10 protein-coding genes are annotated in these 12,972 nt (G+C 58.3%); 1 reads left to right on the forward strand and 9 read right to left on the reverse strand.

Annotation, left to right across the window (positions count from 1 at the left end; genetic code table 11):
- The first annotated feature begins 97 nt into the window (after positions 1–97).
- Positions 98–889 carry a non-homologous end joining protein Ku gene (gene ku / locus ACQZ63_RS12360; RefSeq protein ID WP_065660285.1) on the forward strand — a complete coding sequence of 264 codons (792 nt, stop codon included), beginning with the start codon at positions 98–100 and terminating at the stop codon, positions 887–889.
- Between the two features lie 3 nt (positions 890–892).
- Here ku (ACQZ63_RS12360) and ligD read toward each other — a convergent pair whose 3' ends face one another.
- The 9 genes from ligD to ACQZ63_RS12405 all read right to left on the reverse strand — a co-directional run bounded on the left by ligD (position 893) and on the right by ACQZ63_RS12405 (position 12,911).
- Positions 893–3,385 (reverse strand): DNA ligase D, encoded by a 2,493-nt coding sequence (gene ligD / locus ACQZ63_RS12365; RefSeq protein ID WP_448799214.1) that lies wholly within the window; start codon positions 3,383–3,385, stop codon positions 893–895.
- Positions 3,386–3,388: 3 nt separating this feature from the next.
- Positions 3,389–4,219 carry a non-homologous end joining protein Ku gene (ku, locus tag ACQZ63_RS12370; protein ID WP_019566663.1) on the reverse strand — a complete coding sequence of 277 codons (831 nt, stop codon included), beginning with the start codon at positions 4,217–4,219 and terminating at the stop codon, positions 3,389–3,391.
- The gene (locus tag ACQZ63_RS12375) at positions 4,216–4,500 is read right to left on the reverse strand and encodes a hypothetical protein (protein WP_065660283.1); all 285 of its coding nucleotides are present in this window, start codon (positions 4,498–4,500) and stop codon (positions 4,216–4,218) included. The genes ku (ACQZ63_RS12370) and ACQZ63_RS12375 overlap by 4 nt, the downstream gene beginning before the upstream one ends.
- A gap of 19 nt (positions 4,501–4,519) precedes the next feature.
- Positions 4,520–5,413, reverse strand: coding sequence for an SDR family oxidoreductase (locus tag ACQZ63_RS12380; RefSeq protein WP_111784140.1), 894 nt, complete (start codon positions 5,411–5,413; stop codon positions 4,520–4,522).
- Between the two features lie 207 nt (positions 5,414–5,620).
- On the reverse strand, positions 5,621–7,960 hold the full coding sequence (locus tag ACQZ63_RS12385) for a bifunctional diguanylate cyclase/phosphodiesterase (protein WP_111784135.1): 2,340 nt from the start codon (positions 7,958–7,960) through the stop codon (positions 5,621–5,623).
- A 185-nt stretch (positions 7,961–8,145) separates the two neighbouring features.
- The gene (locus ACQZ63_RS12390) at positions 8,146–9,249 is read right to left on the reverse strand and encodes a hypothetical protein (protein ID WP_448799215.1); all 1,104 of its coding nucleotides are present in this window, start codon (positions 9,247–9,249) and stop codon (positions 8,146–8,148) included.
- A gap of 245 nt (positions 9,250–9,494) precedes the next feature.
- Entirely contained in the window at positions 9,495–11,033 is a 1,539-nt protein-coding gene (locus ACQZ63_RS12395) for an ABC transporter substrate-binding protein (protein ID WP_370953851.1), read from the reverse strand.
- 116 nt (positions 11,034–11,149) lie between these two features.
- On the reverse strand, positions 11,150–12,130 hold the full coding sequence (locus ACQZ63_RS12400) for a mannonate dehydratase (protein ID WP_013761138.1): 981 nt from the start codon (positions 12,128–12,130) through the stop codon (positions 11,150–11,152).
- A 67-nt stretch (positions 12,131–12,197) separates the two neighbouring features.
- Positions 12,198–12,911 carry a FadR/GntR family transcriptional regulator gene (locus ACQZ63_RS12405; RefSeq protein ID WP_004431172.1) on the reverse strand — a complete coding sequence of 238 codons (714 nt, stop codon included), beginning with the start codon at positions 12,909–12,911 and terminating at the stop codon, positions 12,198–12,200.
- Positions 12,912–12,972: the final 61 nt, after the last annotated feature.

Raw genomic sequence — 12,972 nt, forward strand, 5'->3', positions numbered from 1 at the left:
GACAGAGTACTGCCCTCTCTGCCAAAGCTCCCGGAACAAAAGCCACCCTGTGGTTGTTGATCCGGGAGACAACAGGCGACAAGGCGGATCGCGGATCATGGCACGGCAGGTTTTCTGGAAGGGCTATCTGAAGCTGTCGCTGGTGACGGCCGCAGTTTCGCTGACGCCTGCCACAACCGAAAGCAACAAATACCGCTTCCACGTTCTCAACCGCAAAACCGGTAATCGCGTCGAAAGCCGATATGTCGACAGCGTTACCCACAAGCCGGTGGCCGCAAAGAACCAGGTGAAGGGGTTTCCCCGCGCCGAAGACGATTATGTGTTGCTGGAGGATGACGAGATCGATGCGGTCGCGCTCGAAAGCACCCGCACCATCGACATACAGACCTTCGTACCCACAGGTTCTATCGACTGGATATGGTACGACCGGCCGCACTTCCTGCGCCCGGAAGACAAGATCGGCACGGAAGCCTTCAGCGTGATCCGGGAAGCCATGCGGGCAAACGGCGTTGTCGGCATTGCGCGGCTTGTTCTCTACCGCCGCGAAAGAGCGGTTCTGCTGGAACCGTCAGGCAAGGGCATCATTCTGTGGACTCTGCACTATGGCGAGGAAGTGCGCGAAAGCATCGACGCGCTGGATCCGAAGATGAAATTCGAAAAGCCGCTGCTGGACGCGATGGAAAAACGCATCGGCAAACAGATGACGGGATGGAAACCGGCGCTGGTGCAGGATCCGATCCAGAAAAAGATCAGCGCTTTGCTAAAAACCAAGAGCAAGACCGTATCTTCCCCGGAAAAGAAGACCGGCACGAAAACCCGGACCGGCGGCAATGTCATCAACATCATGGATGCCTTGAAGAAAAGCCTTGCCTCGGACAAGAAAGGCTGACGCTCATCGGGCCTTTTTCGGCAGGGGTCGCGCGGCAGCGAAAAAGCCGTCCCATGGATCCTTCTTCAGGGCAGAAAGGCGCGCGCCGATATTGCTGACCGTGAAGTGTGCCGGACCTATCTCATCTGAGAGTTCCGCCCATTCGATTGGCGCTGAAATGGCGGCTCCGGGTCGGGCACGTGTCGAATAGGGCGCAACAGCCGTATTGCCCCTGCCATTACGCAGATAGTCGAGGAAGATGCGGCCTTGGCGTTTCGCTTTGGTTGCCACCGCAAGATATTTCTCCGGCTCCGCCTTGGCCATGTCATCCGCCATGGTCTTTGCAAAGGCCTTCAAGGCCGGCCATCCCGCTTCCGGTTTCAAGGGTGCCACGACATGCAACCCCTTGCCGCCGGAGGTTTTCACGAAAGCGGCCAGACCGGCATCTTCGAAACGCCGCTTCAGTTCCAGTGCCGCGCCGATTACCTCCTGCCATGACACGTCCTCGCCGGGGTCTATATCCATGGTCATCATGTCAGGCTTTTCCCAGTTCGCGGTTGTCGCCCCCCATGGGTGAATTTCAAGCGCAGCGGACTGGACCAGGGCCATCATGCCATCGAAATCCGTAATCCTGATAAGCGGTTCCCCGCCCTTGTCCTTCGGATCCTTGATCTGTTCTATCGCCTTGTTCACACCGCGCCAGGCGTGTTTCTGGAAGAAACGCTGACCATCGATCCCTTCAGGACAACGCAGCAGCGCCAGAGGCCGGTTGACGACAAAGGGGGCCATATAGCGCCAGACCTGCGTGTAATAATCGGCAAGCCCTTCCTTGGTCACGCCATCGCCCGGCCAATAAAGCCGTTCCGGATGGGTGAACTTGATCTTTGACTGCGGCGTCCCTTGTTCCGACACTGCCTTATCCTCGCGTTCGATTTCACCCGCCGGCTTGTCTTCCCGCAAGCCGCGGAATGATGCATGGCGCAGATTGCCATCTCCGGACCAGGCACGAAACTCTACTTCTGCAACCAGTTCCGGCTTAACGAAATGCAGGTCGCGGCGCGCAAGTGCCGTGAGCTTTTCGCCGAAAGGGCTGTCATCGATGCCCAGCGGCTTCAGGCGGCCAAGCAGCATTTCGGCAATGTCAGCGGTATAGCCGGTGCCGACGCGGCCGACATGACGCAGGTTGCCTTCCTCATAAACGCCGAGCGCCAGTGAGCCGATGGCATTGTCCGACGCGGATGACAGCGTGTAGCCGCCGATGACGAACTCCTGCCGCATCGAGCATTTGGATTTCACCCAGTTACCCTTGCGGCCCGAGACGTATTTGCTGTCCTTGACCTTGGAGATGACGCCCTCGAGGCTGAGGCGGCAGGCATGATCGAGAACAAGCCCGCCGCTTTCCTCGAAATGTTCGCTGTAGCGAAGATGCGGGTTGCTGGCGGGCAGCAGCTTTTCCAGTAGCGCCTTGCGATCCGTCAGCGCCGCCCCGCGCAAATCCGTGCCATCCAGGTACAGGAGATCGAAGGCATAAAAAACGAAGCGGTCGCTGCGCCCTTCGCTCAAGTCCTGTTGCAAGGCTGAGAAATCCGAGGCGCCGCTGTCCCGTTCCACCACGATTTCGCCGTCGATCATCAGCGTTTCGGCCGGCAGCGACTTGAGCGCTCCCGCCACGGCATCGCCGAACTTTTCGGTCCAGTCCAGTCCGCTACGGGTCAGAAGCTGGAGTTTGCCGTGGTCGATACGGACCTGCAGGCGATAGCCGTCGAACTTGATCTCATGCAGCCAGCGGGATCCTTCCGGTGGCTTGGGTTTCAGCGTTGCAAGTGCCGGCGGCACGAAGGATGGCAGCGCCTGTTTGCGGGCACCTTTCGGCAGGGCATGCGCCTGTTTTCGGCCCGAGGACGAACTAACGGTCTTTTTCGATACGGGCTTCGAATTCCAGGTGTCCTTCGGCTTGGCGGCAACTTCTTCAACACTTCGGCCAGTCTTCACGGATTGCGGCCGCTCCTCCAGAATATCGTCGCCACCATCATGCCTTGCCTCTTCGTCGTCGCCCTTGATCAGCAGCCAGTTTTCACGGCTTTCACCGGGCTTTCCATGCATACGTACAAGATGCCAGCGGCCTCTAAGCTTTTCGCCCTCCAGTTCAAATTCGAGATGGCCTTTGCGGTAGCCTTTCTTCGCGTCGCCAATCGGGCGCCAGACACCACGATCCCAAACAATCACGGTGCCGCCGCCATATTGACCTTTCGGGATTACGCCTTCGAAGTCGCCGTAGCTTAGAGGGTGGTCCTCGACATGCACCGCAAGGCGCTTGTCCTCCGGGTCAAGGCTCGGCCCGCGGGTTACCGCCCAGCTTTTGAGGACGCCGTCCATCTCCAGCCGGAAATCATAATGCAGTCGGCGGGCATCGTGCTTCTGTACGACGAAACTGGATCCCTTTGCGTCGACCTTGTCGCCCTTCGGCTCCGGCGTCTTGTCGAAACTGCGCTTGGCGTTATAGCTCTGCAAACCCATGGATCAGCTCGCTTTCCGGGAGGATTTGCGCCCCGCACCAGCGGTAGATTTTCCGCTGTCGCCGTCACCGGCGCTGCGGCGCAAAGCCTCCTTCAAGTCGATGATGTTATCTTGCTTGCGCGGCGGCTGTTTGCTGATTTCCCTGCCCTCGATCTTCGCCTTCACCAGTTCCGCCAGCGCATCATTGTAACGATCGGTATATTCCGCGGGATCGAATGTGCCTGCCCGTTTCCCGATGATGTGACCGGCGAGTTCAAGCATCTCTTCATCGAACTGAATATCGGGAATGGACTTGAAAACGGTGGTTTGCGAGCGAACCTCGTAGCCGAAATTCAAGGTCGTCGCCACGAGCGCCTTGCCGCTTGGACGGATCAACAGCACGCGGTTTCGGCGAAAGAGTACCGCTTCGCCAAGTGCCGAGACCTTCTCGTCGTCCATGGCTTTTGCCAGCAGCGTCAAAGCCTCTTCGCCACCTTCCTGCGTCGGCGCCAGATAATAGGATTTGTCGAAATAGAGCTTGTCGATCTCGTCGTGGCTCAGAAAATGCCTGATGCGGATGACCTTGTCGTTTTCCGGCATCAGCGTTGCGATCTCATCTCCCTCGATGACGATATGGTCGCCATTGTCGAGTTCATATCCCTTAACCTGATCCTCGCGGTCGACAGCGTCGCCGGTATCGCTATCGACATATTGCCGTTCGACGCGATGGCCGGTCTTTCGGTTGACGATGTTGAAGGAGATCTTTTCCGATGAAGTGAGCGCGGAATAGAGACCGATTTCACAGTTGAAATCGCCGAATGTCAGATGACCCTTCCAGCTCGCTCTCCGGTTCATGATCGCCGCCCATGGTCGTCTTGAGAGGATTGGCCTCTGCCCCGGTCCGCAGCAAGGATACGCTCGATAGCGGGAACGTCCGCATCGGCCAGCACCGGCACAGGGTCGGATGCCATCGCCTCCAGCACCTCAGGCGAAAGCCCGCCATTGCGGATGACCCATTCCATGGCTTCGCGCGTTTGCCGCTCGGCCTTCAGCTGCGCATAAAGCGCCAGTATCAGCCGGTCGCGGACATCGAAGGGCTTCACATCTCTGTCTGAACGTTCTGTCTGTCGTTTCATGTCAAGTCCTCAAAGCCGATCAGGCAACGCCCCGGCCTCCGGTCACACCATAGACCTCGCCATTGATGAAGCTGCCATCCTGCGAAGCCAGCAGCACATAGACCGGAGCCAGTTCGACAGGCTGGCCTGGACGGCCAAAATCGCTGTCCTTACCGAAATTCCTGACCTTTTCGTCCGGCTGCCCGCCGCTTGGCTGCAAAACCGTCCAGAAGGGACCAGGCGCGACGACATTTGCCCGCACGCCTTTTTCGATAAGCTGTTTGGCGAGCGCTTTCGTATAGGCAACGATGCCGGCTTTCGTAGTGGCATAATCAAGAAGAATGGGAGACGGCTCATAGGCCTGTATGGATGCGGTGGTAATCACCGACGATCCGGGCTCTAGATAAGGAACGGCGGCCTGCGCAATCCAGTGCAGCGCGTAGAGATTGGTCTTCATCGTGCGGTCGAAATCTTCAGTCGACAGCTCGGCGATACCCTCGCGATATTGTTGTCTCGCGGCATTGATCACCAGAATATCGAGGCCGTTGAGATCACCTACCGCTTTTTCAACCAGTTCGCGGCACCATGCCTCATGGGTAATATCTCCGGGTAAGGCGACCGCCACGCGGCCTTCCGCTTCGATAAGTGCTACCACCTCTTCGGCGTCCGATTCTTCCTCCGGCAGATAGGATATCGCGATATCTGCACCCTCTCGCGCAAAGGCGATTGCCACGGCGCGACCGATGCCGGAATCACCGCCGGTTATGAGCGCCTTGCGCCCGGCAAGCTTGCCGCTGCCGCGATAGGTCTTTTCACCATGATCAGGGAAAGGCATCATGTTCGTGACCAGCCCCGGCATTTCCTGAGTCGGCGTTGAAAAGGGCGGGCGCGGATACTGGTTGCGCGGGTCCTGCGGCTCAAGGCGGTCTGTCATTGGCTTCTCCCAGAGATAGAATTCCATCCTTGGTGCGTCTCATGACCAGCGAATTCATCATCGGAAGGTCAGGGCTGTCGTCTGCCGCCTGCTGCGGCGGTGGCGACACGGACGCACCACACACAATCCTAACGATCTGCGTTCGCTCTCGTTCCATTGGCGTAGGAGAATGGAATTACGACGGCATCACGCCGCCGCACTCCTCTTTCAGACGGAATGTTTCTTCCGCTTGCCCGTACTTGCCGCCGCGGCAGGAGCCACATCCGGCCTGCCGAAGAGATAACCCTGCGCCTGCGCGCAACCTTCATCGACAACCATGCGATATTGCGCGTCGGTTTCGATACCCTCCGCCGTCACTGGCAGATCGAGGCTGCGACCGAGGCCGATCACCGCGCGCACGATGGCGCGGGCATTATCATCCTCGCTCATGGCGGCGATGAAGCTGCGGTCGATCTTGATCTTGTCGAAGGGGAAGCTCTGCAAGTTGCTAAGCGAGGAATAACCGGTGCCGAAATCATCCATGACGATGGCCACACCCAGCGCCTTCAACTGGTTGAGGATGATCAGCGTCGCCTTGCGGTCCTTCAGCAACGCGGCTTCGGTGATCTCGAGTTCCAGCCGGTTCGGCGAAAGGCCGGACTGCATGAGGACCGTGCAGACGACATGGCCGAGATTTGCGAGCGAAAACTGCAATGGTGAAACATTGACTGCGATTTTCAAGTGCGGCGCCCAGGTGCTCGCCTGGCGGCAGGCCTCGCGCAGCACCCATTCGCCGAGCGAGATAATGATCCCGCTTTCCTCTGCAATCGGAATGAAGACATCCGGAGGTACGACACCCCTTGTCGGATGCTGCCAGCGTACCAGCGCCTCATAACCGACGACCTGACCACATTCGACGGAAAGGACAGGTTGATAGTTCAACACCAATTCGTTGCGGTTGATGGCGAGCCGCAGATCAGTTTCGAGCTGGCGGCGCTCGCGGGCCTCCTGATCCATCAGGGGATCATAAAAGGACAATATTCCGCGCCCACCCATCTTGGCGCGGTAAAGCGCCAGATCAGCGGCGTGCAAGATGCTTTCGTTGCTGTTCCCGTCCCGCGGAAAGACGGCGATGCCGATGCTGACGCCGACAGCGGTCGGGTCGTTGGCCGCATTCATTTTTAACCCGAACATGGCAAGGATCGTCTCGGCAAGCAGACGTGCCTCCTCCGATTTGGTGTGCCGGGCAGTCAGGATAACGAATTCATCGCCCCCGAGACGGGCGACGATATCTCCCGGCCTTGCGCATTCATCGAGGATGGTCGCAACTTTTTTCAGCACCCGGTCGCCCTCGGCATGGCCGAAAATGTCGTTGACCGCCTTGAACCGATCGAGATCGAGCGCCAGCAAGGCAAACTCATCCTCCGCGTCGCAATGTTCGATCTGCTGGTGCAGCCGCGTCTGGAACATGGTGCGGTTCGAAAGGCCGGTCAGCACATCGTGGCGGGCCAGATATTCGATCTCCCTTTGCGCCTCCCGCTTTTCCGTCAGGTCGCGGATGGCCAGCACTTCGCAAGGATGGCCGCGATACTCGATGGTGCGCACGGCAAGCTCGAACACCTGCGGCCGGTCGGTGCGTTCGCGGATTGCCTCAACCGGCGCGAGGCGCGGCAGATAGGTGGGCTGTCCGTCCATGGCCTTGAAGAGATCATCGGGATTTTTACCCATCAGCGATGCCTCATCGCTGCCGACAAGCCCGGCAAAACGGGTATTCAGCTCAACAATGCGGCCATCACGGACCACGGCAAGACCATCCAGCGTCGCATCCACAAGCCCCTTGAGATCGACAAGGTAACGGTCAACGAGAGCGGCGGTGGCAGTGGCTGCGAGGACCAGGAAAGTCACGCCCGAAACGGCAGCAATCATGATCACTCTGGCGAGATTGTCGGGATCCGGGCCAGCGACGGACGGATCCGGCGACAGGATCGTGGCCGACATGGCGGTGAAATGCAAAGCGCAGATTGCCAAGATCGAACATCCGGCCGGAATGACGATGCGTTTCCATGCGGCGGAGCGAAGGAACAGGAAAAAGGCCAGCAGAAAAAATACCCAGGCAACGGCAAAACCGCCCAAAACGGGGGCCCAGCGATAGCTGATCGTAGCGGCCACATCCATGCCCGCCATGCCGACGAAATGCATGACGGCAACCGAAAGGGTAACCAGCGTTCCGACGATAACGGGACTGTAGCTCGCCTGCGAGCGCGCCCTGAGCGCCAGCCAGAACCCCAGAACGGCCAGAACCGCCGACAGCGCCGTGAACTGGAAATCAAAGCCGATCGGGACTGAACCCTTATAAGCAAGCATGGCAACGAAATGCGTGGCCCAGACGCTGAGCCCCGCTGCAAAGGCGGCAACCAGCACCCAGTAAGGCTTGCGGCCAGCCGGGCTTTCTTCCGCACGCAACAACAAATGGAAAAAAGCATGCATGCCAAGCAGGCAAATAACCGCTGCAAGCAGCACGATCGCATGATCGTGTTGTACCGCAACGCATTCCAGAACCGTGAACATGATGCACTCTCCCAGCCTCGAGAACCGCCCACGATCGCACTATGGAGTTGGTTTATTTATAAATCTCTAATGCAACTTTGGATAATTGATCGATCTCATCGACAAAGAGCCAGGAGACGCCGGGCCGACGCGCCAGCCCATCAAGCTCTTGCGACCGGCCCAATAAACGCCAAGAGAGAAAGCCTTTATTTCCAGCTTCGAAAATCGTCCCCGGCACAACCGAAAGGTGCCGGACCATCAGCAAAACGCTCCTGCAGACGCGCGCAGCCCCACTCGTTGAGCGCCGCGGGCATCATGTTGTTGAGGTCCATGCCCGGAGAGTTGAATTGCGAAGGCGCGCTGGTGACGTACCACAGCCAGTACCCCAAGGTTGCAACGACGATAAAGGCTAAAATTGCAACGAACGTTGCCAGCCGTCGCGCAAGGCTTGGGGCCTTTGTCACCGCCGCGCCGGGGGCGGATACGCCCTCCTGCCCACGGTTCGCAAGCACCGGTTCGAGCGAGGCAAGTGCTTCCGCTCTTTCCTGTTCCGATAGGTCAATTCGCTCCAGCTGATCGTCAAGCAGAACAGGCAGCGGGGTTTCACCGTGCCAGACCGCCAGTGCGACATCGTGTTTGCCTGTGTGGCCAACGACGACCGGGATTCGCCCTCTCTCCAGGTAGGTAAAGGATTGCCTCTTCGTCTTCCCTTCCCTGACCGTATCGGCATAGGTCACGAAGAGACGGCTGCGTTTTTCGGCGACCGCCGTCAGCGCCACCGGAATAACAGTCAATGGCGCCGGGTGCCGCAGACGCAGACGAGCCCGCAAGGTGCGGATAAGTGCAAGCAGCAGTGCGAAACAGCCGAAACCGAGCAGGGCAACGAACACGCCCAGGGTTATGATCCGGTTCCAGAGCATATCGAGGCCAAGTGAAATCGTTGCAAGTTCGGGATTCTTCGCCGAAATGACCAGACCGGTTTCATAGTCACCTGAATGGAAATCGACGAACATGACCTCGACATCCTTCTTGTAGCTCACACCGCCATGGTCGTAGGAAAGCTCCGCTTCGCAATTCGTGAAGATCGCCTTGCGGGTCTTGCAACTGCCGTTGATGTCGCCGCTTTCGATCTCCAGCGGGTCGCGGCTGATCTGATAGTCGCGCAACACACCCGGGCCTTCGGCCACGAGCAGGACGACTGTAATCACCAGCAGCACGGGGATGGAAAAGTAATAGGCCGCCGGTACCGAAATGACACCGCGCTTCAAACCGAGCGGCCTTGCGGGAAGTTTTATCTGTGGGAAGCTCATGGTGCCAACGCATTTAATGGAATGTGAGCGAGCGGGGTTTGGGAATCCCGCTCTGGGAAAGGGTTGATCGCTGCACGGTCTAACCCGCTAGAGCCATCGCGAAAACCCCAAGAATTCAAGGATGCGGACGTAATAGTTCGCACGACGGCCCTGTCTTAATTGGCCAGCAAGCAGTCGAGGGACCCACAAAAAAACGGGCGGTAAATTCACCGCCCGTCACATGTTTTCCGTCTAGTGGTTCGCAGTCACTGCTTCGTCACGTTTTCCAGTCGCGTCGTCTGGCTTGGGTGACCGACATAATCCTTGACGCGCGACGTCAAAACGATCGGCTCGTATCTCTCGAAGAGAGGCAGAACCGCTGGCTTCTGCGCGACGAACATTTCCTGCATCTGGGTGTAGATTTCCCCACGTTTCTTGGCATCGGGCTCAAGGGAAGCCTTTGCGGTCAGAGCCGTCAGTTCCGGAATGTCCCAGGCAGAGCGCCAGACGAAATTGCCGGCATTGTTGGCAGCAAGCGAGTTGTCGGGGTTACTGGAGAACTGCTCCATCGAGCCGAGGACGTTGGGCATATAGGCGCCCGTCTGCGGAATGAGCAGATCGAAGTCCCGCGCACGGTGAGCGGCAATCACATCCGAACCGTTACCCTGCTGGATGTTCACCTTGATACCGACCTGGCTGAGCGATGCCTGGATGGCCGTAGCAAGATCAATGCGCGGCGTTTGGGCAATTGTCTTCAGATTAAGCGTGAAGCCATTCTCATAACCGGCTTCCTTCAGAAGAGATTTCGCTTTCTCGACATCAAGCTTCCAGTCGGGGCTTGGAATGGCGTATTCAAAATTCTCCGGAACCGGCACCGTGCGCGCCCTGCCATAGGGGCCCATGATGGTCTTTTCCATTCCCTTGTAGTCGATGCCGTAAGCAATTGCTTCGCGAACCTTGGGGTTGGAAAGAGGCTCCTTGCCCGCATTCATGGACAGGACGTAGAAACCACCCGTCGGCACGCGCTGGATCTGAAAACCTTCCTTGTTGTTGAAGGTCGCAAGGTCGGATGCCGTCAGCGCGCTGGCAATGTCGATGTCGCCTCGCTCCAGCATCAGGCGCTCCACCTGGCTTTCCGGTACATGCCGCACGATTACGCGACGCATTTTCGGGCTGCCAGCCACATAGTCCTTGTTGGCCTCAAGAATGATAATTTCGTTCGGCGACCAGCGATTGAGGGTGAAGGGTCCTGAACCGGCGGAATTTGTTCTCAGCCATGCATTGCCCCAGTCGCCATCAACTTCATGGGACTTGAGCTCCTTGCTGTCGACAACGCTGGCAATGACCATCGCCAGACGATAGAGCAGCAGTTCGGATGTCGTTTGCCCTGACAGTTCGATACGGACCGTCTTTTCGTCCGGGGCGCTCACCAGCTTGTCGACATTTTCCGCGTTGTAACCGACGCGCTTGAGGTTGGCGGCCGCCGCCTGATTCATCTTCAAAAGGCGGCTGAACGAATAAACCACATCTGCCGAGGTAACGGGATTGCCCGAGGCAAAGTTGGCGGCGCGAAGATGAAACGTGATGCCCTTGTCATCTGTCTCCCAGCGCTCTGCCAGCTGCGGCGAAACCTTTCCCGAGCCATCGACCGAGATCAGCCGATCGTAAAGATTGGCCATGATTTCGTTGGCTTTCGCTTCGGTAGCCTGATGGGGGTCTAGCGACAGCACCTGGGCAAGCGATGTCCCGACGACGAGCTGGTCGTTGGGGGTCTTGGCCGCCACCGGCGACGCCTGCACCAGCATGGCGCCCAGAACGGTGGTGAATGCGAGACGGATCATTGATTTTTTCATACCTGCTCCTCCTACAGATCGGTAATTGCAAGCCGGCAGCGCCACATGCGCCAACCGGCCTGAAACAGTCAAAGATGGTTGTTATTAAGCGCCTCGATGAGCGCGGCGATGTAGCCGTAGCAAAACGCAAAGGCGACACCGACGGGATCGCGGCCCGCAATCGTCGGCACATGATCGGGCATGATCATGTAGCGATAGCCGAGTTCATGGTAGAGCTTCAGCGAACGGACCATGTCCATGTCACCCTCGTCGGGAAAAGTTTCCATGAACGACAGCTTGCCGCCGCTGATGTTGCGGAAATGGACATTGAATATCTTGTCGCGGCTGCCAAACCAGCGGATGATCTCGTCGATCTCCTCGCGCGGATTGTCGAGCATCTCGCCGATCGATCCCTGGCAGAAATTCAGGCCATGATAGGGGCTTTCCCGCATCTGCACGAATTTCTTCAGGCCCTCGACGGTGCCGAGCACCCGCGTGACACCCTTGTAGCCGGGCGGGGTGTAGGGGTCATGCGGATGGCAGGCGAGCCGCACCTTGTTGCTTTCGGCAACCGGCACCACGCGTTCGAGGAAATAGTCGATGCGTTCCCAATTTTCGTCCTCGGATAGAACACCGGCAAGGCCCGGAGCCGCGTCATGGTCCGCCTTGTCCCATCGCCAGGCTTCATTGAGCGAACCACCGCGCCCACGCTCCATTTCAGTGCGCGGGATGCCGATGAGATTGAGGTTGTATTTCGCCGCCGGGATGCCGGCCCTGGCGATATCCTCAATCATTCTGCAGACGGCATCGATCTGCCGGTCGCGCTCTGGCCCGGCAAGCAGGATATCGGGAAACGATGCCTGTTCGATCGGCCTTGATGGCAACGGCAATTGCACCATGTCGAGCACGAGGCCAAAGCTCTCGACCTTGTCACGGTGACGCTCAAAATCCTCAAAGGTCCAGCTTGCGGGTGCACCAGGCGGATCGGCGTTGATATTCTTGACGCCAAGCTGCGCCCAAACCTTGAAATCCTCGTCATCGCGCGCTGTCACCTGGGTGCCGACATACATCGATTCTCTCCTCACTCCATGCTAGTCATCATATGACATCGCACGAAATAAGATGAGTGTCGAGATGCTATTGCGCCTCGGAAAGCAACCTGTATCGACGCTGGCTCGCAAGCATATGATCGCGCATGGCTTTCCGCGCGGCATCCGGATCCTGCTCTACGATGGCGCGCAGGATTGCCTCATGCTCGGCCTGCACTTTGCGCAGATAATCCGCGTCGCCCGTCTCCGGCAGGGTTGGAAACTGACCGCGCGGTATCGAGCGTGACCCGAACTGGCGCAGTGCCTCGAGATAGAACCGGTTGTTGGTCGCTATCGCAATGGCCGTGTGAAACTCGTAATCGGCACTGACGGTGCTTTCGCCCGCATCGATGGCCCGGCCCATTTTCCGATGGGCTGCGGAAATCGCCGCTTCCTGCTGGGCTGTGCGGCGATAGGCGGCAATTGCCGCTGCTTCGCCTTCGGTTGCGAGCCGAAACTCAAGCATTTCCAGCGTTTCTGCAATTGTGCCAACTTCGGATTGCGTCAGCTTCACACCGGCCCACTCGCTGACATTGCTGACGAACACGCCCTTGCCGTGGATGGGAATGACATAGCCGGAAGAGCGCAGATCCGCGATCGCCTCGCGAACCACTGTGCGGCTCACGCCGTAGGTGCGCTCAAGCTGCGGTTCCGTGGGAAGCTGATCGCCGTTCTTAAGTTTTCCACTGCGAATTTCTGCACTGAGATTATCGATGATCTGTTGTGCCCGCCGCTCCCGCGGCTTTTCCCTATCGCCCATCATGCCACTCTTCCCTCTTGCAGAAAACGAATCCCTTCGTTACTCATATGATGACGTGGCGTTA

The sequence above is a fragment of the Agrobacterium sp. CG160-95 genome (assembly GCF_053521725.1).

Bases quoted from the DNA above. Each gene is read 5' to 3' on its own strand.
- ku (WP_065660285.1), top strand. From the start codon at position 98: ATGGCACGGCAGGTTTTCTGGAAGGGCTATCTGAAGCTGTCGCTGGTG.
- ligD (WP_448799214.1), bottom strand. From the start codon at position 3,385: ATGGGTTTGCAGAGCTATAACGCCAAGCGCAGTTTCGACAAGACGCCG.
- ku (WP_019566663.1), bottom strand. From the start codon at position 4,219: ATGAACCGGAGAGCGAGCTGGAAGGGTCATCTGACATTCGGCGATTTC.
- ACQZ63_RS12375 (WP_065660283.1), bottom strand. From the start codon at position 4,500: ATGAAACGACAGACAGAACGTTCAGACAGAGATGTGAAGCCCTTCGAT.
- ACQZ63_RS12380 (WP_111784140.1), bottom strand. From the start codon at position 5,413: ATGACAGACCGCCTTGAGCCGCAGGACCCGCGCAACCAGTATCCGCGC.
- ACQZ63_RS12385 (WP_111784135.1), bottom strand. From the start codon at position 7,960: ATGTTCACGGTTCTGGAATGCGTTGCGGTACAACACGATCATGCGATC.
- ACQZ63_RS12390 (WP_448799215.1), bottom strand. From the start codon at position 9,249: ATGAGCTTCCCACAGATAAAACTTCCCGCAAGGCCGCTCGGTTTGAAG.
- ACQZ63_RS12395 (WP_370953851.1), bottom strand. From the start codon at position 11,033: ATGCTGGTGCAGGCGTCGCCGGTGGCGGCCAAGACCCCCAACGACCAG.
- ACQZ63_RS12400 (WP_013761138.1), bottom strand. From the start codon at position 12,130: ATGTATGTCGGCACCCAGGTGACAGCGCGCGATGACGAGGATTTCAAG.
- ACQZ63_RS12405 (WP_004431172.1), bottom strand. From the start codon at position 12,911: ATGATGGGCGATAGGGAAAAGCCGCGGGAGCGGCGGGCACAACAGATC.